The organism is Sporosarcina soli (assembly GCF_042655805.1).
Classification (GTDB): Bacteria; Bacillota; Bacilli; order Bacillales_A; family Planococcaceae; genus Sporosarcina; species Sporosarcina soli.
On sequence record NZ_JBHSNO010000001.1, the window covers coordinates 373342 to 400086 of the forward strand.

The 26745-nt window shown below is 42.4% G+C and carries 23 protein-coding genes; 5 read left to right on the top strand and 18 right to left on the bottom strand.

Annotated elements, in window-relative coordinates; translation table 11 throughout:
* Window positions 1-31: 31 nt before the first annotated feature.
* From ACFPRA_RS01880 to cyoE, 13 genes are all read right to left on the bottom strand, one after another.
* Window positions 32-769 carry a LytR/AlgR family response regulator transcription factor gene (locus ACFPRA_RS01880; RefSeq protein ID WP_381429930.1) on the bottom strand — a complete coding sequence of 246 codons (738 nt, stop codon included), beginning with the start codon at window positions 767-769 and terminating at the stop codon, window positions 32-34.
* The gene (locus ACFPRA_RS01885) at window positions 747-2531 is read right to left on the bottom strand and encodes a LytS/YhcK type 5TM receptor domain-containing protein (protein ID WP_381429933.1); all 1785 of its coding nucleotides are present in this window, start codon (window positions 2529-2531) and stop codon (window positions 747-749) included. The genes ACFPRA_RS01880 and ACFPRA_RS01885 overlap by 23 nt, the downstream gene beginning before the upstream one ends.
* 109 nt (window positions 2532-2640) lie before the next feature.
* Complete coding sequence (locus ACFPRA_RS01890; RefSeq protein WP_381429936.1) at window positions 2641-3282, bottom strand: NAD(P)-binding protein; 642 nt, start codon at window positions 3280-3282, stop codon at window positions 2641-2643.
* Window positions 3283-3534: 252 nt separating this feature from the next.
* Window positions 3535-5259 carry an assimilatory sulfite reductase (NADPH) hemoprotein subunit gene (gene cysI / locus ACFPRA_RS01895; protein WP_381429938.1) on the bottom strand — a complete coding sequence of 575 codons (1725 nt, stop codon included), beginning with the start codon at window positions 5257-5259 and terminating at the stop codon, window positions 3535-3537.
* Window positions 5260-5286: 27 nt separating this feature from the next.
* Window positions 5287-7122: an assimilatory sulfite reductase (NADPH) flavoprotein subunit gene (locus tag ACFPRA_RS01900; protein WP_381429941.1), complete on the bottom strand. Its 1836-nt coding sequence runs from the start codon at window positions 7120-7122 to the stop codon at window positions 5287-5289.
* Window positions 7123-7177: 55 nt separating this feature from the next.
* Entirely contained in the window at window positions 7178-7324 is a 147-nt protein-coding gene (locus ACFPRA_RS01905) for a YezD family protein (protein WP_239389341.1), read from the bottom strand.
* 34 nt (window positions 7325-7358) lie between these two features.
* Complete coding sequence (locus ACFPRA_RS01910; protein ID WP_381429943.1) at window positions 7359-8117, bottom strand: sirohydrochlorin chelatase; 759 nt, start codon at window positions 8115-8117, stop codon at window positions 7359-7361.
* 28 nt (window positions 8118-8145) lie between these two features.
* A complete protein-coding gene (gene cobA / locus ACFPRA_RS01915) occupies window positions 8146-8925 on the bottom strand; it encodes a uroporphyrinogen-III C-methyltransferase (protein WP_381429946.1) in 780 nt (259 codons plus the stop codon).
* A gap of 32 nt (window positions 8926-8957) precedes the next feature.
* Window positions 8958-10106, bottom strand: a complete 1149-nt coding sequence (gene sat / locus ACFPRA_RS01920) for a sulfate adenylyltransferase (protein WP_381429949.1) — start codon at window positions 10104-10106, stop codon at window positions 8958-8960.
* Between the two features lie 37 nt (window positions 10107-10143).
* Window positions 10144-10863: a phosphoadenylyl-sulfate reductase gene (locus ACFPRA_RS01925; protein ID WP_381429951.1), complete on the bottom strand. Its 720-nt coding sequence runs from the start codon at window positions 10861-10863 to the stop codon at window positions 10144-10146.
* Window positions 10864-11190: 327 nt separating this feature from the next.
* Entirely contained in the window at window positions 11191-11790 is a 600-nt protein-coding gene (gene cysC, locus ACFPRA_RS01930; RefSeq protein ID WP_381429954.1) for an adenylyl-sulfate kinase, read from the bottom strand.
* A 12-nt stretch (window positions 11791-11802) separates the two neighbouring features.
* Window positions 11803-13581, bottom strand: a complete 1779-nt coding sequence (locus tag ACFPRA_RS01935) for an SLC13 family permease (RefSeq protein ID WP_381430547.1) — start codon at window positions 13579-13581, stop codon at window positions 11803-11805.
* A 285-nt stretch (window positions 13582-13866) separates the two neighbouring features.
* The gene (gene cyoE, locus ACFPRA_RS01940) at window positions 13867-14808 is read right to left on the bottom strand and encodes a heme o synthase (protein WP_381429957.1); all 942 of its coding nucleotides are present in this window, start codon (window positions 14806-14808) and stop codon (window positions 13867-13869) included.
* Window positions 14809-15132: 324 nt separating this feature from the next.
* Here cyoE and ACFPRA_RS01945 point away from each other — a divergent pair, with 324 nt between their 5' ends.
* Window positions 15133-16035, top strand: coding sequence for a chemotaxis protein (locus ACFPRA_RS01945; protein ID WP_381429961.1), 903 nt, complete (start codon window positions 15133-15135; stop codon window positions 16033-16035).
* Window positions 16036-16158: 123 nt separating this feature from the next.
* On the opposite strand, the gene ACFPRA_RS01950 is transcribed toward ACFPRA_RS01945, so the two are convergent.
* Both ACFPRA_RS01950 and fdhF read right to left on the bottom strand, forming a co-directional pair.
* Complete coding sequence (locus ACFPRA_RS01950; protein WP_381429964.1) at window positions 16159-16659, bottom strand: helical membrane plugin domain-containing protein; 501 nt, start codon at window positions 16657-16659, stop codon at window positions 16159-16161.
* 6 nt (window positions 16660-16665) lie between these two features.
* A complete protein-coding gene (gene fdhF, locus ACFPRA_RS01955) occupies window positions 16666-19596 on the bottom strand; it encodes a formate dehydrogenase subunit alpha (RefSeq protein ID WP_381429967.1) in 2931 nt (976 codons plus the stop codon).
* Between the two features lie 282 nt (window positions 19597-19878).
* Between fdhF and ACFPRA_RS01960 the strand changes: the two genes are divergently transcribed.
* The 3 genes from ACFPRA_RS01960 to ACFPRA_RS01970 all read left to right on the top strand — a co-directional run bounded on the left by ACFPRA_RS01960 (window position 19879) and on the right by ACFPRA_RS01970 (window position 22514).
* The gene (locus tag ACFPRA_RS01960; RefSeq protein ID WP_381429970.1) at window positions 19879-20253 is read left to right on the top strand and encodes a Na-translocating system protein MpsC family protein; all 375 of its coding nucleotides are present in this window, start codon (window positions 19879-19881) and stop codon (window positions 20251-20253) included.
* Entirely contained in the window at window positions 20240-21031 is a 792-nt protein-coding gene (gene fdhD, locus ACFPRA_RS01965) for a formate dehydrogenase accessory sulfurtransferase FdhD (RefSeq protein WP_381429973.1), read from the top strand. Before ACFPRA_RS01960 ends, fdhD begins: the two co-directional genes overlap by 14 nt.
* Before the next feature lie 211 nt (window positions 21032-21242).
* Window positions 21243-22514: an L-lactate MFS transporter gene (locus ACFPRA_RS01970; protein ID WP_381430550.1), complete on the top strand. Its 1272-nt coding sequence runs from the start codon at window positions 21243-21245 to the stop codon at window positions 22512-22514.
* A gap of 56 nt (window positions 22515-22570) precedes the next feature.
* Here ACFPRA_RS01970 and purU read toward each other — a convergent pair whose 3' ends face one another.
* The 3 genes from purU to ACFPRA_RS01985 form a co-directional block, all read right to left on the bottom strand.
* The gene (purU, locus tag ACFPRA_RS01975) at window positions 22571-23479 is read right to left on the bottom strand and encodes a formyltetrahydrofolate deformylase (RefSeq protein WP_381429976.1); all 909 of its coding nucleotides are present in this window, start codon (window positions 23477-23479) and stop codon (window positions 22571-22573) included.
* A gap of 84 nt (window positions 23480-23563) precedes the next feature.
* Window positions 23564-24166, bottom strand: coding sequence for a protein kinase family protein (locus ACFPRA_RS01980; RefSeq protein WP_381429979.1), 603 nt, complete (start codon window positions 24164-24166; stop codon window positions 23564-23566).
* Window positions 24167-24722: 556 nt separating this feature from the next.
* Complete coding sequence (locus ACFPRA_RS01985; RefSeq protein WP_381429982.1) at window positions 24723-25142, bottom strand: pyridoxamine 5'-phosphate oxidase family protein; 420 nt, start codon at window positions 25140-25142, stop codon at window positions 24723-24725.
* Between the two features lie 773 nt (window positions 25143-25915).
* Here ACFPRA_RS01985 and speD point away from each other — a divergent pair.
* Window positions 25916-26737 carry an adenosylmethionine decarboxylase gene (gene speD / locus ACFPRA_RS01990; protein WP_239389355.1) on the top strand — a complete coding sequence of 274 codons (822 nt, stop codon included), beginning with the start codon at window positions 25916-25918 and terminating at the stop codon, window positions 26735-26737.
* Window positions 26738-26745: the final 8 nt, after the last annotated feature.

The following is a 26745-nucleotide window of genomic DNA, read 5'->3' on the forward strand; positions in this document are numbered from 1 at the left end:
GCAAAAATCAATAGATGAGATACATTCTTAATCAAAAACCGACATGCTGTTTAAATTCCTTGACATAAGTCCGGCTTACCGGAACTTTTGAATGATCTTTCAACAGGACATTATAAGTGGAATTGAACCATGGATGTATTTCAACGATATGATCCATGTTCACGATGTAACTTCGATGTACCCGCATAAATTGGATACTGCTCAGTTTTTTCTCCAACAGACTAAGTGTGTCGCTTACGATATATGTATCATCCATCGTTTTAATTCGACATTTCCCTTCGGAGGATTCCAGGTAAACAATGGCGTCAGTTTCCAACAACACAATTCGATCATCCATCAGTACAGCGATTTTACCCATATTGTCCACCTTCGACTGGAATGGTAAGGATCTTTTTTCAACGCCTATTTTACCCAATTGCTTAATCTTCTCCAAGGTTTTATGGATGCGTTCTTCATCGAATGGTTTTAATAGATAATCGAGGGCATTTAATTCAAAAGCTTGCATCGCATACTCATCATAGGCGGTTGCAAATACAATAGCTGGTGTCGGATTTAAATTGAGCAACTGTTTGGCTAATGCCAATCCATTGTCTTCTGCCAATTCTATATCTAAAAATACGAGCTCGGGTTTTAACTCAGAAATAGCAGTAATAGCATCCTCTAAATTATCCGCCTCTCCTAAAATTTCAACTTGGTTGCTCTGAATGAGCAAATATTTCAATTCATCTCTAGCTAAAGGTTCATCTTCAACTATATAAGCCTTCAACATACCGTTCTAAGCCTCCTTTTCTCTCTATCGGTATAGAGATAGTAATTGTCGTTCCTCTACCCACTTCACTGTTTATCACTAAACTTGCCTGACCCGAATAAATCCCTTCCAAGCGCTTACTGATATTATAAATTGCTGTGCCTGTCCCCTTAGTTGATGTGACGGTTTGCTTTCCAAGCATTGCAATTTTTTCAGCCGAAATCCCTTTCCCATTATCGGTAACAACAATTTGTAGACGGTCATTCTCTGAAAAAATTCGGATAGAAATTTCTCCGGCTTTATTCAAACGTGTGAACGCATAATTACATGCGTTTTCCACTAATGGCTGTAAGGTAAACGGGGGAATGAGCACCTTTTCCAGTCCCGCTTCGACTTGAAATGCGGCGCAATACCTGTCAGAAAATCGAGTTTGTTCTAACGACAGATAGGCCTTTACATTCTCTAATTCTTTTTCTAAAGGAATAAGCATCTGTTTGGCGCCATGCAGATTACCTCGAAGAAATGAGCTGAGCTCCACCAGCAATTTACGGGCTTTCCCGACATCGGTACGACAGAGTACGGAAATTGAATTGAGACTATTGAATAGGAAATGTGGATGGATTTGCGCCTGCAATGCTTTAATTTCTGCGTCTTTTAATAGCTTTGTTTGTCGTTCAGCCTCTGCCAAAGCCAACTGTGTAGAGAACAGATTTGCAAGTCCTTCTGCTAATTGCCGTTGTATATCATCCAGTTTGTTTGGATCATTAAAATACATCTTTAAAGTCCCTGCTGTTTTATTTTCCATCTTTAACGGTAAAACAATAGCCGCCTCCAGCGGACAATTTTCATGAATACAGAAAATCTCATCTTTCGTTTTCACCATCGAAACTTTTCCAGTTTCAAGCACCTTTTTTGTTAATCCAGTAGCTAATTCACCCTCAACAATATGATGGTCCGATCCGATCCCCACATGGGCTAATACTTGATGATCATCTGTAATCGCGACAGCATCAGCATCCGTCAACTTTAACATAATTTCCGCAATTTCTTTGCAAGAATTTTTATTTAAGCCTTGTCGGAAGAAAGGTAAGGTTTGATCAGCAATATAAAAGACTTGACTCGTTTGGTTTGCACGTGCACGTTCTTTGTCACGGATAATTGATTGAATAATGAACATAAATAATAACATACCGAATCCATTGACAAAAATCATTGGAATACCGATTACTTGAACGAGCTCCCAAGCATGTTCAAATGGTTTTGCTACAAGTAAAATAATGATCATTTGTACAGTCTCTAACAACATGCCAACTCTGACAGCGAAAAGGGCTGTGATTTTCTTACCGCTAGCTAATCGTTTTCTACCTGAGTAACCCGCAGCCATGCCAGCGATAACGACCGCGATTGAACAAGCGAAGGCCGTGAATCCGCCAAGCGAATAACGATGGATTCCTGCAATAAAGCCCGCGCCTAATCCAACCATTGGTCCCCCGAGAAGCCCCCCGATGACAACGCCCATTACTCTTGTATTGGCAAGCGCATGATCGGGACCAACTGTCGAGAGCCAACCGATATTCGAAAACGTATCCTGTTTTATTTCAATTCCAGTATAATTACTAATTACTCCGAAGGCACCAAAGAGTAAAATGAGCATTATTTTTTCAGTTGTCTTATGATCATTATGGATGACTTTGCGGAATGGCTTCATCTGTGAAAGCAAGAAGGCAACAATAACGATAATCCCCACTTTTTCAATCATTAACGTGACTAAGTGAAAATTCATATTCCCAGCTCCCGTTTCATTTTCTGATACATAAATGATACTTGAATTGAAGACAGAAAAAAACCTCTATATGCGATAGAGGTGCTTCTCCATATTTCCGAAGCGAAATTCATCGCTTGGTGCGTATTGTTCCTTCACTTACAAAGCCATCTAGCAGTTTGATAATGCCTTGCTGTTTTTCGTTTGACTGCCTGAAGGTATCACTTGTAACTTCTTTGAGGTATTGCTTTTTTGCCGCTTGATCAAGTGTTGAATGCCGGATTTTTTCTCTAACTTCCGCGAGGAATTGAAGATAATCCCTATAGGATTCGTCGTAAATCAATGAAAGCTCATCTCGGATAGCTTTGGCTAATATAGGGCTAGCTCCGGCTGTCGCGACACTGATCGTCAAGTCACCTCGTGTCAGCTTAGCCGGAACATGGAAATTACTTGCTTCCGGGTTATCGACAATATTGATCAGTTGATGATTTTCTGCGGATAGTGCAATCAGTTCATTCACCACATGGCTATTCGTCGCTGCAATGACAACCCATGCAGACAAGATATCAGGCGGTTCAAATTCTTTCTTTTTCCACTCAATACGGGATTCGAGGTATAATTGCTCAACCTTTTCATGCAATTCCGGACTAACTACAGTGACAAGTGCCCCCGCCTGCAAGAGACCGATCATTTTCCGATAGGCAATTGCCCCCCCACCTACAACTACCGCTTCCTTCCCTTTAATAGATAACATGATTGGGTATGCTTCCATTGCACAATCACTTCCCCTTATTTAGTCCGTCTAAAAAAGACCGTAGATGCTACGGTCTTTTGTCATCGTCTAGGCTCCGGGCGCCAGATGCTCGGAGGCTCACAGGAAGTGAGTCAGGCAGCCGTTGCCACAGGACGTGGCGAACTTAGGCTGGCATCTTTGAAAGCCGCCCCGGCTGTGAGGCAAAGAACACCTCTTCGCAGGTTCGTCTTATGCCAATCGCATCTAAGCAGGCGCCCTGCGCTTTTGTTCTCAATCATGGAAATCCAAGCCGGATTGGACAGCTTTCACATGTCCTGCACGAATGACGAAATCACCAAAATGCTCGCCTTCTTGCCTTTCTTTTGCATATTGTAAAAAGAGCGGTCGCAGCAAATCAAGAATTTCCTGTTCCCCAACATTTTCCCGGTATAATTTATTCAAACGATCGCCTACGAAACCGGCACCTAAATACATATTGTACTTACCAGGCGATTTTCCGATAAAAGCAATCTCCCCTAATGCAGGTCGTGAACAACCATTCGGACAACCAGACATCCGGATGACAATCTCTTCGTCTCGCAAGCCCGCTTCATCCAAAATCACTTCAATTTTATCCAAGAGCACCGGTAGATAACGTTCGGCTTCCGCCATCGCCAATCCACAGGTTGGTAAAGCGACACATGCGAGCGAACTTCGACGCAATGCTGAATGCTGCTCTCCAGCTGTCAAACCGTATTGTTCCATCAATTCAACAATTTTTTTCTTTTTTGCACTCGTTACATTGCTAATGACCAAATTTTGGTTCGGGCTCAGTCGGAAATCACCCGTATGAATCTTCGCAATCTCCCGTAAACCTGTCATTAACGGATAATCATCTGAATCCTTGACACGGCCGTTTTGGATAAAGAGCGTGAAATGCCATCTTCCATTATTCCCTTTCACCCAGCCATAACGATCTCCATTATGATCGAAATGATAGGCCCGCGCTTCTGGAAGCACCCAACCTAATCGTTCATTGAGTTCAGCGATAATCCAGTCAAGGCCTCGTGCATCGATTGTATACTTAAAACGCGCATTCTTCCGCTCAGAACGGTTCCCGTAATCACGTTGAATGGTAATCACTTTTTCTGCGACTTCCAACAATTGATCAGGTGTACAAAAGCCGATGACCCTTGCTAACTGAGGATACGTTTCCGCATCTCCATGTGTCATTCCCATGCCTCCACCGACCGCCACATTGAATCCGACAAGTTTGTCGTCCTCTAAAATGGCGATGAAGCCTAAGTCTTGCGAGAAAACATCGATGTCATTATTTGGAGGAACCGCAATCCCGATCTTAAATTTACGCGGCAAATATAGTGCGCCATACATCGGCTCCACTTCAACTTCCGCTTGCTGACTGTCCACCACTTTTTCCCCGTCCAACCAAATCTCATGATAAGCGGATGTCCGCGGAGACAAATATTCACTCAACTGTCGGGACCATTCATACACTTCCGCATGGACTTCGGATTGATAAGGATTCGGATTACACATGACATTCCGGTTGACATCCCCACAAGCGGCCAATGTATCCATTAACGCCTCATTGATTTCCTGTATGTTTTTCTTCATATTCCACTTTAAGATGCCATGCATTTGAAAAGCTTGCCGAGTTGTCAATTTCAATGTGCCGTTGCCGTATTTATTTGCCACATCGTCCATCACTAGCCATTGTTCCGGCGTTGCAACACCGCCCGGAGCGCGAACACGAACCATAAATTGATAGGCTGGTTCTAACTTTTGCCGTTGCCGCTCATTGCGCAAATCCCGATCATCCTGCAAATAACTGCCATGGAATTTCATCAACCGGTTATCATCATCAGGGATACCGGAGCTGATTGGGTCCACAAGCGTTTCTGCAAGTGTCCCCCTTAAATAATTACTTTCCCGTTTAATCCGCTCGACATCACTCGGCTCACCCGTTTGCGGCGGCAAAACTACTTTTTGTGTCATGTTTCTTTTACTCCTTTCGCACTCGCTTCAATAAACATCGCGCTGATAACGTTTCTGCTTTTGCATGTCTGCCAAATAATCGGCGGCCTCTTTCGCATTCAGGGCGCCTTCTTCTTGAAGAATTGTTTCCAATGTGGCATGGACATCGGCAGCCATATTCTTTTCATCTCCACAAATATAAACGACAGCGCCTTCTTCTAACCATCGGTAAATTTCCTCACTCTGCTCAAGCATGCGATGCTGAACGTACACTTTCTCATCCGTATCCCGTGAAAAAGCAACATCCATTTTCGTTAAGACGCCATCTTTCAACCATCTTTGCCATTCGATCTGATAAAGGAAGTCCGTCACATAATGTTGATCGCCAAAGAACAACCATGATTTCCCTTCCGCACCGATTTCCTCCCGCTCTTCCATAAACGATCGAAACGGAGCAATCCCTGTACCTGGCCCAATCATAATAATAGGCGTATCAGGATTATCAGGTAATTTAAAGTTATCATTCCGTTGGATATAAACCGGTACAGTCGACCCCGACTCCAACCTTTCCGCACATTGTACTGAGCAAACGCCTTTCCGCTCACGGCCATATGTCTCGTAACGAACCGCACCGATTGTCAAATGGACTTCATCCGGATTGGCTTTCGAACTGCTCGCAATTGAATATAAACGAGCAGGAATTTTTCTGAGTAGTGCTACAAAATCATTTACAGGTATATCAAATGGTCCGAAATCCTGAACAAGATCTAACAAATCCCGACCGTTAATATACTCTTTCAATGCTTGATCATTCTCGGATGCTACTAATTCAACCAGCTGAGGATGGTTGATCACATTCGCAAATTTTTGTAACATCGGCTTCGTGAGTACAGTAATTTCAAAATGGGAGATGAGGGCTTCTCTGAGCGCTCGACGTTCACCTTGCTTATTGACATGTACGGTTTCTTCTGGATTCCAATTTGCAGCTGCAATCAATTCATCTACCAATTTTTCATCATTCGTTGGATAAATGCCTAGGCTATCCCCAGGTTCGTACTCCAAATTCGAACCTTCCAATGATAATTCCAAATGTCTTGTTTCTTTGTTTGAACCGCGACCATTCAAGTTGATGTTTTCTAGGATTTCTGCTTGAAACGGTTTCGATCTGGAATAGCTCGATTGTTGGGTTGCACCAGCGCCGACTGCAACTTGTGATGACGATGCTACAGCGGACCCCAATCGTTCCTTTAGATTTTCTAATACTTGCGTTGACCATTCTTCGAATGGTTCATCATAATCCAAATCACAATCGACTCGTGGTGTAAGCCGTTTTGCACCCAGTTCTTCCAAGCGTTCATCAAATTCCTTACCCGTATGGCAGAAAAACTCGTATGAGCTATCGCCTAGCGCTAAAACCGAATACTGAAGATGATCCAGTTTCGGGGCACGTTTCCCAAACAGAAATTCATAGAATGGCAAAGCATTATCCGGTGGATCTCCTTCCCCATGCGTACTGACCACTAACAATAAATTCTCAATTTTCTTCAGGGAATTCAACTTAAACTCGTGCATGGAGAATAGTGAGACATGAAAATCTTCTGCCAACAGATTTTTTGATAAGCTCTCTGCCAATGCTTGCCCGTTACCCGTTTGTGAACCATACAGAATTGTCACTTCTTTCGTGGCCACTTCGGTTTTCATCACGGAGACAGGAATCTCACTAACAGCGACATCACTCGCTGCAATTTGCGCGTTCACTGGCTGATAGGCGCTTAAATAACCTCCGAGCCAAATTTTTTGTGGCTCCGTCAATTTCGGTAATAGCAAATTTAAAAGTAGCACTTGCTCTTCATTAAAAGGACTATTTATCACTTGAAGCGTCAACACTTCCACCTCGCAACATCATATTTATAAAAAACGAAACCTTTATCCCGCTCACTTATTTCAATCTGATTTTCTCATTTCTCTCAATTTGAATTACAACATTGTCCTGGACAACGAGCGTGATTGAGCCATAATTCATCGTGCTCAACATTTTCTTCAAATTTTCAATGGTAAACTCAAGATTTTCTTCACGTTTCCCCATAGTCAATGAACGTCCTTTCAAATTGTATTTCTCATTAAGAGATTAGTTGCCAGACTTCTGGCGTTTCAAGCAGTTCATTCACCCGCTCGGCAAGCACTTCTTCTACCGCCTCATGATAACCAAGACTATTGCAAAGAATGAGCTGTTGGTCAGCGGAAAACTGTTGCGCGACTTTCTTCTCGATGCTTTTCATCAAAATCCCTGTAAATAGTAAATAAGGAATGATAAATACTTGCTGATGGCGAGCTTCTTTCAATTGTCGTAAGGCATCTTCAAATGAGGGTTTTGCACCGTAGAGAAAGCTGATATCGACATCTGAAAATGAGTACTTTTCCTTTAATAATCGTGCGATTTCCGTCAAGTCTCTTTTTACAGCAGGATCACTGCTCCCCCTACCTATCAGTAATACATGTGCATCTTCTGCAATCGGTACTTGCTGTTCAACGATCCGATCATACAGACTATCCACGATTTTTGAATGAATCCCAAGTGGTTTTCCATATGTAAATGCGACGTCTGGGTATAGGATTTTCCCCACTTCAATTTCAAATGGAATGTCTTCATTTGCATGGTTTGCTGTCAACAATAGGATGGGGACAACCGCAATACTCGTGGCCCCGCGTTCCACACACTTCGCAATCCCTTCTTCAATATTCGGCTCCGCTAATTCCAGAAAGCAGATTTCTTGAATCGGTACATCAATGCGTGACTTACAACGTTCAATGAATTGTATTGCTTCATCAACGCCCGCTTTCAACCGGCTACCATGACCAACATATAATACGGCTTGCATGCTGTCCTTCCCCCTTTGTCATGAACAATTAGAATGTAGCTTCTTGCATAAGCGTTTCACTCATCATTTTTTGTTCAAACCATTGAATCTTTTCCCGTAATTTCACGACTTCCCCCACAATGATCATACTTGGATTTTGGATCTCGGATGCATTTGCGATTTCTACGATTGTCGAGAGTGTGCCTGTTATCGTATGCTGTGCCTCTGTTGTTCCCCAATGGACGAGTGCAACCGGGGTATTTGCCGATCGTCCGTGTTGGGTAAGTTGTTCACAAATATAAGGGAGATTGCCGACCCCCATATAAATCGCCAATGTATCGATTCCTTTCGCGAGACTTTCCCAATGGATCGAATCATCTCTTCCGGCACGCATATGACCTGTCACGATCGCGAAGCTCGAACCCAATTCACGATGTGTCACCGGGATGCCGGCATACGCCGGAGCAGCAATTCCTGAAGTGATGCCAGGGACGACTTCATATGAAATTTTATGATTAGCAAGCACTTCCGCTTCTTCCGCTCCTCTTCCAAATACGAAAGGATCTCCGCCTTTCAATCTTGTAACCACTTTGCCTTGTTTTGCATATTTCACTAAAAAGTGATTGATCGTGTCTTGAATCATGGCATGGTAGTTTGGTAGTTTCCCGCAATAGATCAAGTCCGCCTCTGGTTTTGCATACGTTAACAACTCTTTATTGATCAAGCGATCGTATAGGATGACATCCGCTTCTTGAATACATTTCAGACCTTTAACGGTGATCAAATCAACATCGCCGGGTCCAGCGCCTACCAAGTATACTTTCCCCATCTTCTTCTCTCCTCTCACCGTTCGCCAACCTTTTACGAATGGATCAGTTCTTTTTTCAAACCTTCTATCAATACTTGAATCACTTCCGGACGGCTGAAGGTTGCAGGGGGATGTTCCCCATTGCGAAGCATTTCACGCACCTTCGTTCCGGATAAGATGACATGCTCTGTCGCATCATGCGGACATGTCTTTGGCGTTGCCATACTTTGGCACGCATTGCAGTAAAAACTATGTTCAAAGAATAGCAACGTAATCCCCAGTTCCTCCGGTGTAAAATTGCTGAAGATTTTCTGCGCATCGTATGTGCCGTAATAATTGCCTACACCAGCATGGTCCCGACCGACGATGAAATGGGTACAACCGAAGTTTTTACGCACCATCGCATGGAAGACCGCTTCCCGAGGTCCCGCATAGCGCATTGCAGCTGTAAAGACCCCCAAAAACACATGGTCTTTGGCATAATAATTTTCAAGTAACACTTCGTAGCTTTCGAGACGCACATCCGCCGGAATATCGTCCGATTTCGTTTCGCCGACAAGTGGATTCAAAAACAATCCATCAACGATTTCCAATGCTGATTTCTGAATGTATTCATGTGCTCGATGAACCGGATTTCTCGTTTGGAAACCGACGACCGTTTTCCAACCTAATGCTTCAAAGTTTTTCCGTGTTTCTTGCGGATCGTAGAGGTATTTCGAAAACTCGTCGAGCGGTCGACGTTTAATTAGCGTGATCGGTCCACCTAAGTAAACAGCTGGCCGTTCAAATAACTTTTTGACTCCCGGATGCGCAAGATCGGTCGTTTGGTAGACGTGTTGTGCTTCTTTTTCCTTATCCGGCTTGTAAATATCAGACACTTCGATGACACCATAGACCTCGCCATCACGAACCAATTTGACAAGGCTACCGATTGAAATCTGCTGTGCATTTTCCTCAGTTGTCGGTAATGTGATCGGAATAGTCCACGGTTCACCCGTCGATAATCTCATTGTCTCCACTACTGCGTGATAATCTTTTTCTGTCAGAAAACCACAGATCGGGCTATACGCTCCCGTACCGATCAAATCCAGATCACTGCTCGCGATTTCATCCAGCTCAACCGTTGCAGTTAGGTTACTACTATCGAAATCTGGATTCCATCGATTGATTAATGTCCCGCCATGGGGTGTGCTTAAAGTCATGTCAATTCCTCCATTTTAATAGAATATAGATTGGTCCTTATTCATTACCTGCAGTTGGCTGGTGCAGACCGCATTCTGTTTTTGACTGATTGGCCCAACGACCTTCGCGTGAACCTGTTGTCGTATCTCCAGGTAATGTACAAGGTGCGCAACCAATGCTTGGATATCCTTGATCATGTAACGGATTATAAGGCAATTGGTATTCATTTACATAATGCCATATATCGGTCCACGTCCAATGGATTAGTGGACAGATCTTCACCGATTGAAACGTCTCATCCTTATTGATGAAGTCTGTATTGCTCCTCGATGCTGATTGTTCACGACGCAGGCCGGACAGCCAAGCTGTTGCACTGCTCAACGTCTCCCGTAGCGGAATCACTTTCCGCATATAACAGCAGCGATCCGGCTGCCTTTCCCACATTTTGTCTCCATACTTTTCGGCTTGTTGTTCAACGGTCAATTTCGGCTTTTTCATTTCGATGACCAATTGAGGATAGCACTTTTGCACTTCGTCAATCAGGGCATAAGTTTCTTTGAAATGAAGACCTGTATCCAGAAAGACGACATGAGCAGTCGGTTTTATTTGCGAAATGAGGTCGATCATCACAATTCCTTCAACCCCAAAGCTGCACGCATACACAAGCTCATCGTCATATTCGCCATATGCCCAACGCAGAACATTCAATGCCCCTTTTGACGGGTTATCCACTGCAAAATCCTGTTCCTGATCCGTCCAGGTATCATAGGTTAACATTGCTATACTCGTTCTCCTTTCGGAATTGTTTAATGAAAAACTTTCATTTTCATCGCTTTTAAGTTTCAAGAATACTAAATTGACTTTCTTTAACGAAAAAACAGATTTCAATCTTTTTAAAAAAGGCGACTTTAACCGAACAGTGATTAAAGTCGCCTCTAGTTTTTCTAGTCAGCGAATGGTTGGTTGCCACATTCTGATTTGGAAAGACTTCCGGTTATCCGGTCAGCCAGTTGTTATTGATTATAATATATAGATAATTCCTATATGTCAAGTAGGTTTTAAACTAGTTTATTACGGATCATAGAAAATGTTTCCTAAAAGTCTTTAAATATACCCATTGTCACTTAAATAAGCTAGTATCAGATCGATAGCTCCCTTAACGTCTAGCTGATCTGTATCAATGACGATTTCCGGGTTTTCCGGCTCTTCATAAGGCGCATCGATACCTGTAAATCCTTTGATTTCACCTGATCGCGCTTTTTTATAAAGACCTTTTGGATCGCGTTCTTCACAAGATTCCAAACTAGCTTTGACATACACTTCGATGAACTCACCGGGTTCTAGTAACTCCCTTACTTGTTGACGATCTTCTCGATAAGGGGAAATAAACGCTGTTAACGTCAGTAAGCCCGCGTCAATCATCAATTTGGACACTTCACCGATTCTTCGGATATTTTCAGTTCGATCTTCCGGACTAAATCCCAAATTTTTGTTCAAGCCAAATCGGACGTTGTCTCCATCCAACCGGTACGTATGAATTGCTTTTTGGTGAAGTACTGTTTCCAAAGCAACCGATATTGTTGACTTCCCTGATGCAGATAAGCCCGTAAACCATAGAACAGCGCTTTTATGTCCTTTCGCCCGTTGTCTTGCCGCCTTCGTCACTTCTGATTCATGCCATACGATATTTGTTGATGCTGTCAAATTATTTTCCTCCTAAAACCAAATATTATAGATAACAGTGATCGCTGTCACCATTACTAACAAACTTAAAGGTGTTCCAATTCGTACATAATCAAAAAATCTATAGCCTCCGGGACCATAAACGATCAAATTCGTTTGGTAACCGATCGGGGTCATAAAACTTGCCGATGCAGCAATCGTAACGAGAATCGCAAATCCCATCGGGTCCACATGCAATGTATTGGCCAACTCCAAACCGATGGGTAGCATAAGAACCGCGGCTGCACTATTCGTGATGAATTCCGTAAAAAGATTAGTCAACGTATAGAAAATGATGATAATCCCGATGATGCCAAATGGCTCTCCAACTGTAACAAGTCCGCTTGCGAGTATATCCGCAAGCCCAGTTTTTGTCATCGCCACCCCAATTCCAAGCGAACTAGCAATTATGAGAAGCACGTCAAATTGCATATTTTTCATAATTTCTTCTGTGTTAACGATTTTGGAAATGATGAGCAAAATAACAGCCAGTGCCATTGCTTCTAACATCGAAAACCAGCCGAAAGATACAAACAAAATCATGAGCACTAACAAACTGATAGAAAACCAAGATTTCCACGAGAATCGATTCAGAACATCTGGTGTTTCCAACCTGGAAACGACATAAAAATCATGCGAACGCTCATACTTCTCAACAAAATCTGCACCTGCCAGCAATAGCAATGTATCACCGGGTTTTACTAGTATGTCGCTCACTTTACTTTGAATTCGTTCGTTATTGCGATGGAGGGCAATAACTCCTGCATCAAAGCGTACCCGAAACTGGGATTGTTTAATGGATTTGGACAGCAAACCAGAACGATGGGACACAACTGCTTCAACTAGATGTGTGGACCCATTTTTCAAATCATCCAATTCAAGATCTGTCCCGGTTCTAAGGGTCAAACCATTCATCTTCTGCAATTCCGCCATCGTCGATATCTTCCCTGCAAAAATGAGTCGATCTCCAGCCTGAATAATCGTCGAATTACGTACAGGTGAAACGCGACCGCTTTTCCGGATGATTTCGATTAAATATAAACCCTCCAAATTACTTAGTCCCGCGGTCGCTACGCTGTTGTCGACAAACGGATAATTCGGTCCGACATTCATTTCCGCGATATACTCTTTCGCATCCTCTTTCACTTGCTGACTAAACCCTTTATGGTCTGGCAATAGCCGTTTCCCGATCGTGAATAGAAAAAACAGACCGAGCACTGTAACTGGAATGCCGACAGCTGACAGTGTAAATAGTGAAAAGCCATCCAATCCATAGTCCAATAGCATTCCATGCACAACGATATTCGTTGAAGTCCCCATCAATGTAATCGTTCCGCCTAAAATGGTTGCATAGGACAAGGGAATCAAAAATTTGGAGGGTGCGATCCCTCGCTCTTCACACCAGTTTTTGATTGTCGGTGTGAAAGTGACAACGATCGGTGTATTATTCAGAAATGCAGACAGCATGGAAATGGGGACAAAAAAACGTACCATAGCTCCTGTTTCGGTTCGACTTTTCCTTAACCATTTTTCTACAATATAATCCGTCATTCCGCTTTTTTGAACGGCGCCTGCAACGATGAACAGCAAGGCGACGGTCAGCATCCCTTCGTTTGAAAAACCGCCAAGCGCTTCCCGCGGCGTCAATATTCCGAACAATAATAAGATCACCAGCACAGAAAAAATGATCAATCCCGGTCGGGCAATTTCAACGATTAAACAAACAAGCATTGCAACGATTAACAGCAAAACGATCGTCATGTCCAAAGTCATCATTGAAAGCACAAATTTCCTCAACTCCTTCCCGACAGTTATTCAATGACAAAAAAAAGCATCTTTTGAGCCGATCCAATCGATCGGTCAGAAAGATGCCTTTAGTTGTCTAATCGGCAAATTATATAATTGAATGTCAGTCGAGAACCATATTACCGTAACAAAAAATTAAAGTCAATGACTTTTCAGTATATTTATTAATCCTTATATGTTTACTATGGTTTAAACACTAAAAAACCCCTTGAGACAGATGCTCAAGGGATTAATCGGTTGACAAACCTCACGTCAATTGAATACGGGGAAGGTCACAATAATTGCTACCAAAAATATGATCGCTAAATAATTCACTGAAAATAGGAACATCGTTTGCGCCCATTTCTTATCATCTTTAGCAAAAAAACCAGTGATTGTCGCAACTAACCACACTACATTCAGCACAGTCGTCACAGCCATGAAAGTTGTCCCAAGCGAACTTAACAAAAACGGCAATGGCATTAAACAGGCAACGTAAATGACCGTTTGCCGCTTCGTCATAGGTATGCCACGAACAACCGGTAACATGGCAACTTTCGCAGCCTTGTACTCGTCGAATTTCTTTATAGCAATCGCAAAAGTATGCGGCATTTGCCAAATGAATAGCAACAGCGCAAAAACTATTGGAACAATATGGTAACCTGGTGCAATAGCCGCCCAACCAATCAAAGGCGTCACAGCGCCGGAAACACTACCGATAGCTGTATTTAAGGTATATTTCCGCTTTGACCACATCGTATATAAAATGACATACGTAAACCACCCGATAAACGCGTAAACCGTCGCTTCAAATGTGGTAAAGAGAAGAAGGACGAATCCGATTGCTGACAAAGCAAGACCTGTCATCAAAACCGCTTTAAGTGAGAAATGTCCCGTGACAGTCGGTCGTTCTTTCGTCCGATCCATAATGGTGTCAATGTCGACGTCATACCAGTTATTGAGGACCAGGGCCCCCGCCATTACAAGTGTACTCCCAATGATTGTCATTAAAAATACAGACCAAGTTTCACTAAAGGCCGTATTTGTAAAATGTAGCGCCAACCAAAAACCAGTCAGGACGGGTAATACATTTAAAACGAGAACAAGTCCTTTAAATAAAGAAATGATATCCGCTAAAAATGTAGACCCAGTTCGCTCATTTGACAAAGCAGCCATTTCGCCATTCCGCATAGAAGGCATTTTCTCTCTAACCATTTATCAATCGCTCCTCAAATAACGTCAGTTACTTGTTATTTCGTTAAAATTCCTGATACTCACCGAAAGCATCACTTCATCGCGAGGAGATTCCTCGAGCACGAAGTTCATTTCACGATTTTTGTAGAAACTGACCTCTTCCTATTCCATTTTACTATTACTTATCAGGTATGACAAAGGAAAGATTCGTGACAAATTGACGACAGTTGCATTGGTATGAAAAACAGTCTGGCTCCCTATTTTAAAACACAAAAATTCAAAATAGGATAATTATCCATTCCATGGTACAATCGATATACGAAAATAATTAAAGGAGATGGAATTGTGCAAGGTTCAAAAGGTATATTATTAGAAAGCGGGACCAATGAACTTGAAATCATTGAATTCGAATTAGGGGATAACAGATTTGGCATTAATGTCATTAAAGTAAAGGAAATCATCCAACCGATTCCCGTCACTTCGATTCCACATGCCCATCCCCATGTGGAAGGGATTATCCAATTACGGGGAGAAGTGCTCCCGGTTGTCAATTTGTATAAGGCTTTAGGATTAACAACTGTTCCACAGGATCCACAGGAGAAATTCATCGTCGCTGAATTCAATAAGCAGATGGTTGTATTCCATGTAGGAAATGTTACCCAAATCCATCGTTTTTCTTGGCAACAGATTGAAAAGCCTTCCGATATGTATCAAGGGGGAAGCTCACAAATAATCGGTGTTATTAAATTTAATAACGATATGATTTTACTACTCGATTTCGAGAAAATCATGGTAGACATCAATCCAGAATCAGGAATTCGGATGGACGAGGTAAAAAAACTTGGTCAACGGGAGCGTTCCGAAAAGAAAATTATAGTGGCGGAAGACTCTCCCTTACTACGTCAACTTTTGTTGGATACACTTTCCGAAGCGGGCTACGTCAATCTTGAGTTTTTTGAAAACGGACAAGACGCCTACCAATACTTAGAACACGAGGCACAGGGAGGAACGATTGAAGACAGTGTCCATTTGGTCATTACGGATATTGAGATGCCACAAATGGACGGGCATCATTTCACGAAAAAAATCAAGACCCATCCCGTTCTAGAAAAATTGCCTGTCGTGATCTTTTCCAGTCTCATAACAGATGATTTACGTCATAAAGGCAACCAAGTCGGCGCAATCGAACAGATCAGCAAACCCGATATTGCGGAACTGATTTTGAAAATCGATACACATATATTATAGAAGAAACACTGATTTTTCGATCCTCTTGTAAGTAAAGATGGATAAGCATTAGAAAAAGTGATTCCCTTTTTCGGAATCACTTTTTCTTTTTATCTATTTAGATGCAAGATCTTATCGGACATTTTACACATCGCCGGAGCGTGTATCACGTCCCAACTCCTTCCCCATACCTTTCAGAAAATCCAATCCGAACTTGATGGCGCGATTCGTATCGGGATCATTCAAGGCGCCCATTAATTCAAAAATGCTCACTTTGTGCCCATTATCCCGGTAAAGTTCAGCTTCCTCAAGCCCGCTCTTGACACTTGCTCCAATTTTCGCTGTCACTTCCGGATCGATTGCAGCGACAACCCCGGATGCATTCAGCGCATGATTGATCAGATTGGTGACAGGTTCTCTCCCTGCTTGCTCGACTGCAATCTTCGCAAGTTCATCTTTCGCTTTCACCATCGCTTTTAACGCATCGAAAACACCCGCATCATCAAGTTCTCCTGTAATTTCTAGTATTTTATTGAACACGTGATCCTGTTCGGCGATCAATGACTGAAGTTCATCTAATTTTTGACGTTTGCTCTCCTCGGCTGTCAATTCTTTCTTTTTAATGGTTTTAATCGGTATCGCCATCGAACATCACCTTCCCTTATCCGTCAAATGGACATAATTCGGCCGCGCCCATTTCCGTTGTACTTCTACACCGTTTTGCGGATGCCGTTTTTTGTTTCGATGATTCGTTTTAGGCAATGGATTCTCGCCATCTCTCTTCAAAACTTCCATTCGCACCATCGTCTGTTTATACGCCGGTGTATTCGTGCGTTGATCGACTGCTGGGCCTGTCAGGAAGTTAATAGCTGATTCTTTTTCAACTGAGTTCATCGGCAGGAATAGTTCGTTTTTCTTCACTCGATCTGTAACAAGTGCCGGCAATTTCAATGCGCCAAACGGGGAAATCAGACGAACGACCGAACCGCTTAACACGCCACGTTCTTTTGCAAGCTCTGGAGAAATTTCCACGAAGATCTCGGGCACTTTCAACTGGATACCATCTGATTTATTTGTCAGATTGCCTTCATGGAAATGTTCAAGCAAACGCCCATTATTGATGTGGAGATCGAATTCATCCGGGAATGTAGCAGGCTCCACCCAGTCGGAAAGAGCAAATCGTGCTTTCTTATCCGGGAAGTTAAAGCCGTCCATATAGAGCAACGGCGTACTTGCGCCATCCAAACTGCCCCATAGGAAACTGTCCCAACCTTCAAGCACGCTGTAATCTGCTTGACTAAATAGCGGCGACAAACCTGCCATCTCGGCAAAGATATCGCCAGGATGTTGATAATCCCAATGTTGACCAAGACGGTTCGCGATCTCTTGGACAATCCACCAATCGGGCTTCGCTTGCCCAAGCTCTGGAAGCGCTTTGTATAAACGTTGTACACGTCTTTCCGTATTAGTGAACGTGCCATCTTTTTCGAGGGATGGAACAGCTGGTAAAATGACATCCGCATATTGAGCAGTTCTAGAGAAGAACACGTCTTGTACAACAAGAAAATCCAGTTGGGATAGAACATCATGCACATAATTTGCATTTGAATCGACAAGCGCCATATCTTCCCCGACAATATACATCGCTTTCATGATTCCCTCTTCAATTGAATGTAACATCTGGATATTATCCAGCCCAGGCTTGCCCTCAATCTTGACGCCGTATGCCTCCTCGAACTTCCGGCGTGCTGTATCATCTGTCACATGTTGGTAACCGGGTAACCAACCCGGAAGTGTTCCCATATCGCATGCACCTTGGACATTATTATGACCGCGTAGCGGATAAGCACCTGCCCCCGGACGGCGATAGTTTCCTGTCGCAAGCAATAAATTTGATATGGCGGCAGAAGTATCAGATCCACCTGTGTTTTGCGTGACGCCCATTCCCCAAAGAATACAGGTACCGTCCGCATCCCGGACCATCTCTGCAGTTCGGATCAGCATCTCTTTGGACACGCCCGTCACTTTTTCAGCATAGTCGAGTGTATATTTCGCAAGGACGTCTTTGAAATCCTCGAAATAATGGACATTTTCATCAATAAACGATTGGTCATGCCAGCCGTTATCAATGATGTACTTGGTTACTGCCATGAGCCAAACTTGGTCCGTCCCTTGCTTCGGACTCATGAAGATATCCGAGCGTTCCGCCATTTCATTTTTCCGTAAATCTGCGACAATCAGTTTCTGTCCATGCAGTTTATGGGCACGTTTTACACGTGTAGCCAGAACAGGATGCCCTTCGGCCGGGTTTGCTCCGACGATGATGACCAGACCCGCTTTTGCAATATCTTTGATGGTCCCCGCATCCCCTCCCATGCCAACTGTGCGGAACAAGCCGTCAGTTGCAGGTGATTGGCAATAGCGTGAACAGTTGTCAACGTTATTCGTTTCAAACACTTGGCGTGCCAGTTTTTGAATGACATAGTTCTCTTCATTCGTGATTTTTGATGAAGAAATGATCCCAATGCTGTCTTTGCCATGCTCTTTTTTAATGGCTCCGAGTTGCCGTGCAGCTAGGTCGAGCGCTTCTTCCCATGTCGCTTCAACAAACGAATCCCCTTTACGAATCAGCGGTGTTGTAATCCGTTCTTCACTATTGACGAAATCCCAGCCAAATTTCCCTTTCACACATGTCGAAATCGCATTGACCGGGGCATCCGAAACAGGTTGGACCTTTAAGATTTTCCGGTCTTTTGTCCATACTTCAAACGAACAGCCCACCCCGCAAAATGTGCAGACAGTTTTTGTCTTTTTCGTCCGCGTGTCACGCATTGCCGCTTCGGCATTCGAAATGGCCATGATACCGCTATAGCCCGGCTCTACATCCTTCACCAGATCGATCATCGGTGACAGGATTTCATCTTTCATATCGGTCATGAATCCAGCTTCGCCTAGCATCGACTTTTCCATCAACGCATTACAAGGACAAACGGTTACACAATGACCGCAACCAACGCAGGAGGAGTCATTGATTTTTGCCCCGTCATCCCATAGAACTATCGGTCGTTCCCTCTCCCAGTCGATAGACAGTGTTTCATTCACCTGCAAATTTTGGCATACCTCAACGCATTGGCCACAAGCGATGCACTGGTTTGGATCGTAGCGGTAAAATGGATGAGTAAAATCCACACTATTTTCCGGACATTTCGGTTTGTACGGATATTTCTGGTGCTCAATTTCCATGAGGTCCACAGTATTATGTATTTTACAATTCCCATTATTATTATCGCAGACTGTGCAGTACAATAAATGATTTTCAAGAATTCGATCCATCGCTTCCGTCTGGGCTTCTTTCGCTCTCGGCGAGGCAAGTGAAATATCCATCCCTGAAACCGCTTTCGTAGAACATGCGCGAACCAGGCGTCCATCCACCTCTACGATACATGTGTCGCATGTCTGAATCGGATCCACTTCAGGTAAATAACAAATTTGCGGATGGGCAAATTGGTGTTCATTGATCACTTCAAGAATCGTCTTCCCTTCTTCGAAATGAAAAGCGGACCCGTTAATCTTGATCGTCATGTTAACGCCTCCTTTTTAATCACCAATCAATTAAAGTTCAATAAAAAAACCACTATGAAAAAATACACCGACTTGACAAGTGCACTTCCATAGTGGAATAGTTTTCTAACAGGACATGTTAAACAACCAATCCAATTTTTAGGTTTGTGTTTGATAACCTCACGGCAGGTCATACCGCAAAATCATCTATAACTCTAGTATAGTGGATATTGGTTGAATTAACAATCTGTTTTTCAAATATTGCAACAGCGATTTATACACTTCTGAAGGAGGAACTCATCCATGTCGAAAAAAATACATGAATTTAATGATATTATTAGAAAGTTACGCAAAGAATTATTCGGGAAAGGTCCTGAACGGATTCATACTGTCATCAAGGATAACATGGTCATTTCCACTCTCTACGGAAACTTGACACCTACAGAAAAATTTATTGCTCAGACATCAGAAGGCAAAGAAATGGTACATGCAGCAAGAACCCGCATGATTCAAGATGTCTATGACAAAGCCCCTCCCGCAGGCATGGAGGAACTAATCGGCGCAAAATTTGTCCATCTCTTTTCAGATATCAAGTTGCAAGATGATATCGCCATTTCCGTTTTCCTTTTTGATCGATCGATTGAAGATACGGGAGGAGAGTCGAATGGATCTCGATAAAAAAAGGACCGTGTTTCGTTACACCAACGGACAATTTGTAGAAAAAATGGACCATGTTGTTACCGAACAGCCCATAACGATTCACATCAATGGACGTGAATTTGCGACGATTGTCTGTTCACCTCAATATATCGAAGACATGGTTGTAGGTTTTTTGGCATCAGAAGGCGTCATACCAAACTATCAAGATATCAAAGAAATTCGGGTTCAGGAAGAATCGGGATTTGTGCATATCGAAACGGAAAAAATGTACCCTTTTTATGAAAAAATGCTGAACAAACGCTATATCAATTCTTGTTGTGGAATGAGCAGGCAAGGTTTTGTTTTTGCCCATGATGCCTTAACCGCCAAAAAAATGAAAACAATCCATGTCACCCTCACTCCGAAAGATTGCTTTACCCTGATGGCACAAATGGACCAATCGGCGGATCTGTTCCACCAAACCGGAGGAGTTCATATTGCAGCGCTTTGTGATCCGAATGGATTCATCTTATCCCGGATGGACATCGGCAGACATAATGCGCTGGACAAACTTTACGGGCATTGCTTGAGAGAATCGATTTCCGTCCGCGACAAAGTCATCGTTTTTAGCGGACGGATTTCATCAGAAATTCTATTGAAAGTGGCAAAAATCGGATGCGAAATCGTCCTCTCCAAGTCTGCTCCGACAGAACGCGCTCTAATTCTTGCTGAAGAACTCGGCATTACGACTGTTGGATTCATCCGCCAAAATTCTTTTAATCTATATACACACCCAGAGCGGATCATTGGAAAATAACAACAAATTTTCATCAACCTTCAAAAACTGTAGTGACAAATAGATTAAAAGATGCTAACATGGCTGAAATATTAGAAAAAATATTCATTTATGCAATTAAAAGGTACTTCATCTTGCGTTCTGTCTTCTGAAAATGGATTTGGAGATTACAGTTTTTTTCTGTTTAATTTCATATATAAATTAAGGAGGAGAAGGGATGAATGGGAAGAAAATGAAAAACAGATGGTTGATAGCCGCATCAGCAGTAGGGATTCACATTTCAATCGGGTCCGTGTATGCTTGGAGTAACTTTACTAATCCTTTGATTGAACAGTTCGGTTGGACCACAAGTCAAGTACAACTCACTTTTAGTATCGCTATTTTATTTTTGGGCCTTTCTGCGGCCTTTCTTGGTCATTTCGTTGAAAAATACGGACCACGGAAGGCCGGTATTTTGGCAGCAATCTGTTTCGGAACGGGTGTAATTGGTGCGGGATTCGCTGTAAGCGCTTCCTCGTTGCCGCTACTCTATTTGTTTTACGGGGTGCTTGGCGGTATCGGGCTTGGTGTTGGATATATTGCGCCTGTTTCTACTCTCGTCAAATGGTTTCCAGATCGTCGAGGACTCGCAACAGGGCTTGCAATTATGGGGTTCGGTTTTGCCGCAGCCATCAGTAGTCCCATCATGGAAGCATTAATCACTTCCGTCGGACTTCAAAATACCTTTTATATTCTCGGTTTTTCTTATTTAGTCATCATGATCTTATCTTCTCTCTATCTTGAAAAACCCGAAGAAGGTTGGGCGCCTCCCGGTTTTATCGAAAAAGTGAAGTCGGGCAAGGTGGAACAAAAACAGGATTTGGCTCAATTGACTGCAAATGAGGCGGTAAAAACAAAACGTTTTTACTATTTATGGTTCATGCTCTTTATTAACGTCACTTGCGGCATTGCCATCTTATCCGCAGCCAAACCACTTGCCATCGATAGTATCGGCATGACAACGATTCAAGCGGCTGCACTTGTTGGTGTTCTTGGCATTTTCAATGGAGCTGGGCGACTCGGTTGGGCGGCTATTTCTGACTATATCGGCCGGCAAAACACATACACCGCTTTTTTTGTCATCCAGATCCTTTTATTTGCCCTATTGCCTTCTACGACTAACGCAATTCTGTTTCAAGTCATGTTAGCTATTATTTACACATGCTACGGCGGTGGTTTTTCATCTATTCCTGCATACATTGCCGACATTTTCGGAACGAAACAACTTGGCGCCATCCACGGCTATATTTTAACAGCTTGGTCGGCTGCAGGACTTGCGGGACCTATGTTCGCCGCTTGGATGAAAGATACAACGGGAAGTTATGAAAGCAGCCTCATCTTTTTTGCCGGTTTATTTGTAATTGCACTCGTCATTTCCATTTTGATCCGTTTTGATATTAAAAAAGTGCGGTTGGAAAGCGAAAGAAAAATATTCGAACCTACGAAAAAAGTTATTAGTCATTAATATAAATAAAATACGAGTGCCCAGTAAACTGACTGGACACTCGTATTTTGTTAAGTTCAATGAAACACAATCGTTTTGTTCCCTTCAACGATGATCCGGTTTTCCAGATGCCATTTCACAGCTCTTGCAAGAACCCGCCTTTCGATTTGACGACCGATTTTCTTCAAATCGATCACATCATTTCGGTGATCCACCCGCTCCACGTCTTGCTCAATAATTGGACCTTCGTCAAGATCATTTGTAACATAATGGGAAGTAGCGCCTATCAATTTTACACCGCGTTCAAATGCACGCTCGTATGGGCCTGCACCAATGAATGCGGGCAAAAATGAGTGATGGATGTTGATGATGCGATTTTCAAAATGTCGGACAAAGTCAGGTGTCAAGATTTGCATATAACGGGCAAGTATCAGCAAGTCAACATTATATTCATCCATTAGACGAATTTGTTCAGCCTCAACTTGTTTCCGAATTTCTTTATTGGCCGGGATATAGTGGAAAGGAATCCCTAAAGATTCAACCAAGGGACGGGCTTCTTCATGGTTACTAATAACGACGACAATATCCGTGTCTAAATCACCATTTTGCCATTCCCATAACAATTCCATTAAACAATGCGGCTCTTTTGATACGTATATCGCTGAACGCATTCTTTCATTGCTGTATGCGAAATGAAAATCCATCGAATGATTGGCAGCGATTTCTGCAAAGTCCTCTTCAAGTTGCGCCCGTTTCACCAACAGATTTTCACAATGAAATTCGATTCGAATAAAAAAAGTCCCGTTTTCCGGATCACTCGAGTACTGGCTGGATTCGATGATATTCGAACCATGATTATGTAAAAATGTCGATAAAACCGAGACGATCCCAGGTTTGTCTGGACATTTTACTAATAGTCGTCCCCGATTTTCAAGTACCCTACCCTGTTGCTTCTCTTTCAATTTAAGATTTACCTCAGATACCATATTAATCTCTCCTAGCAATAAAGATACTAACTTATCATTATGCATCTTTTTATTCATTTTTTCAATGACTTCTTTCAGTTTTGTTCAATAATAAGGGATCCATCCTTTTTTATAAAGGAATGCAATGCTATTTAAAATCGGGGCAGGGACTCTCTTTGGAAACAGGCGTTTTCGATAAAACTGATAATAAGCTTTTTTTAGATTCGCCCATTGCCTACAATCTTTTACTTGTCTAAAGCGTGCGACATCAATAATCTTTATGGCACGTGTTGGCGTGATGAAAATGTTTCTCAGATGAATATCAGAAGGATTTAAACCAATCTCTGTCGCTAACGAGAGTGCATAATCAATTTCTTTCAAATGAGTAGACGTTATGATGTGCCCATTAGACAAACATTCAAAAAGTGTCAGGCCTTCAATATAATCCATTACGATATAATTCGATCCCGCCTCATAGATAGATGGGTAATAGTCGATATTTTGAAGTATTTTATAAATTTCTGCCTCTTCTTTTGCTATGTAAGAAAAAGCTGGGAAAAATAATTTAATCGCTTTATTTGATGACTTTATCCTAAATACAAATGCACTTCTCCCTGTCCCAACAAGTGTTAAAGAATCATCATAGCTAATTAGACGATTGTTCTTGTTAATGATGACTGTTTTTGCAAGTGCTTGATAAGTATCCAACATTAGACCTCCAATATATTTCTAAAACTAAAAAGACGATATAACCAGTATTTGGTCATATCGCCTATTTTTAATATAAAAGACCTCACCAAATCATCGGTAAGGTCTCGCAAACAACAATTGTTGCCAGCAAAGCCGAGGATAGGAATCCTGTATTGACGACGTTTGCTGTGTAGCTACTCCCCTTAAAGAAAGTTGTCTATTCAATTTGTAGGATTAGTATAAACTCTGCAGCTTGAAGGAGTCAATTGTTTTGGCTTTCGATGCGTGCTCATTCCTGCTACTGCTCATATCAATTACGCCTCGGCGTAATTGCGTCCGGATTTTGAATTGCGAATCGAACAACGTAGGGTTCGATTTGCCTTAATTTCTGTGTTTTCACAGAAATTAAGGCACTTTCAGGACGTGGCGTCCTTGCCTGAGTTCCACTATTCAGCCGAGGTTTGAACCCCCACTGAATTGAATGCATCTCTGGCATTCATCCCGCTACTCATAGAAGTGGGGACTTCTGTAGCTGACGCTTCGCTTTCAGTACAAAAACATTTGCTGAAGCAAGTTAAAAATCCACAATCTGTGGCTCTTCACCTTTTGTATTCATGACACGGATTTGTGTAGGGGTGATTTTCAAAATGAGGAGATCAGGATCTTCAGGTCCATCAAACCAGCCTTTTAGAAGTTTGTTCCATACTTTTTCCTTGATTGTTTCTTCCTGCGACTCTTCGACGGTTCCTTCGATTTCTAGGAATGCATCGCCGAACCCCTTCCCTTCATAGCCTAATAAAATATGGGTATTCGGATTTTTTTGGACCTCTTCCACTTTATGCGTCCTTTTGCTCGTTGCTGTGTAAATGGTGAACCCATCGTTAAAAAATGTCATGTAGCGAGAATGGGGCTTATTCGACTGGATTGTTGCCATCGTACCGATCAAACTGTCATTCAAAATTTTTAATGCAAGCTCTTTTGCAGATTTCGCCATTAAGTAGTGGCTCCTTTCAGATGTTTTGCCTCTATTATTCCTTTAAGAATGTTTATTAAACCTCCCTTACCGGGAAGAATACTAAATATCGGTTATATCGCTCAATGCTCTTGATCAAAAATGCGATTTTGAAGCCTGAACATTTATAAAGTGAAACTTCAATCAGTGGGGGTTTTCCCCATCCCACACTGATTGAGGGGAACACAAGCTAAAAGCGTCACGTCCTGTGACAACGCTTGTGTGACCAACATCGTGTTGGCCCGAACCAATCGGGCTTTTATCTTCCTTTAACGGATGTCCAAACTATTCGCTGAAGGAAGGCAACTTAAGTTGACGACGTTCTGTAAGTGCCTTAATTTCTGCAAAGAGCGCAGAAATTAAGGCAAATCGAACCCTTCGCTGTTCGATTGGCAGTTGATCTCCCACCTATCCTTATCGTTATACTTAAGTCTTGAGGTGGGAGTCTTACTGCCCGTTATTGCGGGATAAAAACGTTTCTCGTGCAAACGCCGATCGCCTGCATATATATAGAAGAAATGAAATCCCCTTACCTATATATAGTGTGAAGAATGAGGTTTTGTTTTACGAATTGGTCCATGCTAATGCTTTGAGAAGTAGAAGGAAATTATTTTTTAAAATTATATTGACTTGGAGAAGTTATCCTATATATTTAGAAATGAATCGATTTTTACAAACAAGCATTAATGGACTGAAATAGATGGATATTCCTTCTAGAACTTTTTTCGACTTTTTGAATTTTAATGAGAGGCGTGATGTTAGGGTTGGAAAATAAGCTAAAGCTGTACGGCTTTAACAACCTCACCAAATCACTTAGCTTTAACATCTATGATGTTAACTATGCAAAAAGTGCGCGGGAGCAAAGTGATTATATCGCTTATATTGATGAGCAATATAACTCCGAACGGCTGACCAATATCTTGTATGACGTAACTGAAATGATTGGTGCCCATGTATTGAATGTCAGTAAACAGGATTATGACCCCCAAGGTGCCAGTGTAACGATCCTGATATCAGAAGAATCCTTTCCGTACTCCCAGATCGATGAATCATGTAATCGGGGACAGCTCGATATCCTTAAAGCTCGTGAAACGGTCCTGGGTCACTTGGATAAGAGTCATGTTACCGTTCATACGTACCCGGAATTCCACCCGGACAACTCGATTGCCACTTTTCGTGTAGATATCGATGTGGCGACGTGTGGCGAAATTTCGCCTTTGAATGCCCTTGATTATCTGATTGGAAGTTTCGATTCGGATATCATTACAGCGGATTATCGGGTACGAGGGTTTACACGCGATGTCAACGGGAAGAAATTGTTTATGGACCAACCGATGACATCGATTCAAGAGTACATTAATACCTCTACATTACAAAAATACGATGCAATCGATGTCAATGTGTACCAATCAAATATTTTTCACACAAAACTGCTGATCAAAGAAATCGAATTGCAAAATTACCTATTCAACAGGGATGTTCTCGAATTGTCTCCGAAAGAGCGACTGACAATTACGAATAACTTGCGAAAAGAAATGATTGAAATTTTCAGCGGTACCAATATATATGATGAGTGAGGGGTGAT